The sequence below is a fragment of the Winogradskyella sp. A2 genome, assembly GCF_046762865.1.
Classification (GTDB): domain Bacteria; phylum Bacteroidota; class Bacteroidia; order Flavobacteriales; family Flavobacteriaceae; genus Winogradskyella.
In genome coordinates, this window is sequence record NZ_JBKQXM010000014.1 from 2,501 (window position 1) to 5,280 (window position 2,780).

2 tRNA genes and 2 rRNA genes (1 of these 4 cut by a window edge) are annotated in these 2,780 nt (G+C 47.4%); all 4 read right to left on the bottom strand.

Features of this window, described 5'->3' with window-relative positions:
• Positions 1-574 (bottom strand): 23S ribosomal RNA (locus ACFWV9_RS16040) (it extends 2,247 nt beyond the left edge of the window).
• Positions 575-703: 129 nt separating this feature from the next.
• Positions 704-777 (bottom strand) — tRNA-Ala (locus tag ACFWV9_RS16045).
• Positions 778-848: 71 nt separating this feature from the next.
• A tRNA-Ile gene (locus ACFWV9_RS16050) sits at positions 849-922 on the bottom strand.
• 93 nt (positions 923-1,015) lie between these two features.
• Positions 1,016-2,541, bottom strand: a 16S ribosomal RNA gene (locus ACFWV9_RS16055).
• The 16S and 23S rRNA genes sit together here with 2 tRNA genes alongside, the layout of an rRNA operon.
• Between the last annotated feature and the right edge of the window lie 239 nt (positions 2,542-2,780).

The window sequence follows — 2,780 nt, forward strand, 5'->3', positions numbered from 1 at the left end:
CACCACGAATGGCTCCGACCGCTTGTAAGCGTATGGTTTCAGGTTCTGTTTCACTCCCTTATTCAGGGTTCTTTTCACCTTTCCCTCACGGTACTAGTTCACTATCGGTCTCTCAGGAGTATTTAGCCTTATGGGATGGTCCCCACAGATTCATACAGGGTTACACGTGCCCCGCACTACTCAGGATACTGCTATGGTTAATGGTCTTTACCTTTACGGGGCTATCACCCTCTATGGCCGCTCTTTCCAAAGCGTTCTAGTTCATTACACAACCAACGACGCAGTCCTACAACCCCAGCATTGCCGTAACAATACTGGTTTGGGCTAATCCAATTTCGCTCGCCGCTACTATCGGAATCACTTTTGTTTTCTTCTCCTCCGGGTACTTAGATGTTTCAGTTCTCCGGGTTTGCCTCCTTGCGGATAACATGTCTTCAACATGCTGGGTTGCCCCATTCGGATATCTGCGGATCGATTTGTATGTGCCAATCCCCGCAGCTTTTCGCAGCTTATCACGTCCTTCATCGCCTCTGAGAGCCTAGGCATTCCCCATACGCTCTTATTTAGCTTATTGTACTTTTGTCTTTTTAATGAGTTACAATTATTGCTCGTTACAATAATTTATTTTTATTAAATATTTCTATCTAACTATCATGTATCTTTTTTCAATATGTCAATGAACGTTCACGGCACTGGCCGTACGTGGAGAATACCGGAGTCGAACCGGTGACCTCCTGCGTGCAAGGCAGGCGCTCTAGCCAGCTGAGCTAATTCCCCATTTAGAATTCAGAACTTGAATTCAGAATTTTGAACCTTGAATCCCAGCTTCCAGAATTTCCTTTAATCAGTAGTCTCAGGCAGACTCGAACTGCCGACCTCTACATTATCAGTGTAGCGCTCTAACCAGCTGAGCTATGAGACTCTACTTAATTATTGATATTTTAAATTGACAGCAAGAGAACAGACTAATCATTTCCCTGATAATGAAATTTCCTTATCAGTCGTCTTTCTCTAGAAAGGAGGTGTTCCAGCCGCACCTTCCGGTACGGCTACCTTGTTACGACTTAGCCCTAGTTACCGATTTTACCCTAGGCCGCTCCTTGCGGTGACGGACTTCAGGCACTCCCAGCTTCCATGGCTTGACGGGCGGTGTGTACAAGGCCCGGGAACGTATTCACCGGATCATGGCTGATATCCGATTACTAGCGATTCCAGCTTCACGGAGTCGAGTTGCAGACTCCGATCCGAACTGTGATATGGTTTATAGATTCGCTCCTTCTCGCGAAGTGGCTGCTCATTGTCCATACCATTGTAGCACGTGTGTAGCCCAGGACGTAAGGGCCGTGATGATTTGACGTCATCCCCACCTTCCTCACGGTTTGCACCGGCAGTCTTGCTAGAGTTCCCATCTTTACATGCTGGCAACTAACAACAGGGGTTGCGCTCGTTATAGGACTTAACCTGACACCTCACGGCACGAGCTGACGACAACCATGCAGCACCTTGTAGATGGTCCGAAGAAATAGCTGTCTCCAGCTAATGCAATCTACATTTAAGCCCTGGTAAGGTTCCTCGCGTATCATCGAATTAAACCACATGCTCCACCGCTTGTGCGGGCCCCCGTCAATTCCTTTGAGTTTCATTCTTGCGAACGTACTCCCCAGGTGGGTCACTTATCACTTTCGCTTAGCCACTCAGACCGAAGTCCGAACAGCTAGTGACCATCGTTTACGGCGTGGACTACCGGGGTATCTAATCCCGTTCGCTCCCCACGCTTTCGTCCATCAGTGTCAATATATTGTTAGTGATCTGCCTTCGCAATCGGTATTCTATGTAATATCTATGCATTTCACCGCTACACTACATATTCTAACCACTTCACAATAATTCAAGACCGGCAGTATCAAAGGCAGTTCTACAGTTGAGCTGCAGGATTTCACCTCTGACTGACCGATCCACCTACGGACCCTTTAAACCCAATGATTCCGGATAACGCTTGCATCCTCCGTATTACCGCGGCTGCTGGCACGGAGTTAGCCGATGCTTATTCTTACGGTACCGTCAGCCGCCTACACGTAGGCGGGTTTCTTCCCGTATAAAAGCAGTTTACAACCCATAGGGCAGTCTTCCTGCACGCGGCATGGCTGGATCAGGCTTCCGCCCATTGTCCAATATTCCTCACTGCTGCCTCCCGTAGGAGTCTGGTCCGTGTCTCAGTACCAGTGTGGGGGATCCCCCTCTCAGGGCCCCTATCTATCGTTGCCTAGGTGTGCCGTTACCACACCTACTAGCTAATAGAACGCATACTCATCTCTTACCGCCGAAACTTTAATCATAGACCGATGCCGGTCCATAATGCCATGGGGTATTAATCTTCATTTCTAAAGGCTATCCCCCTGTAAAAGGTAGATTGTATACGCGTTACGCACCCGTGCGCCACTCGTCAGCGGAAAAGCAAGCTCTTCCCTGTTACCGTTCGACTTGCATGTGTTAGGCCTGCCGCTAGCGTTCATCCTGAGCCAGGATCAAACTCTTCATCGTTAAATTTTAAGTCTCGCGACTATTTCTTAACAACCAATAGGAATTCTCTCGGTACTCTAAATGATCTATTCTCTTGTCCGATACCAATCGTTTCCAATCGATACCTTACGCTGTCAATTCAATATGTTAATGAACTTTTTTGTTTCACTAAAACAGCCCTTCGGCGTTTAAGCGGGTGCAAATATAAAACCCTTTTTCGTTACCCGCAACATTCTCGACAAAATATTTTTAAAAATATT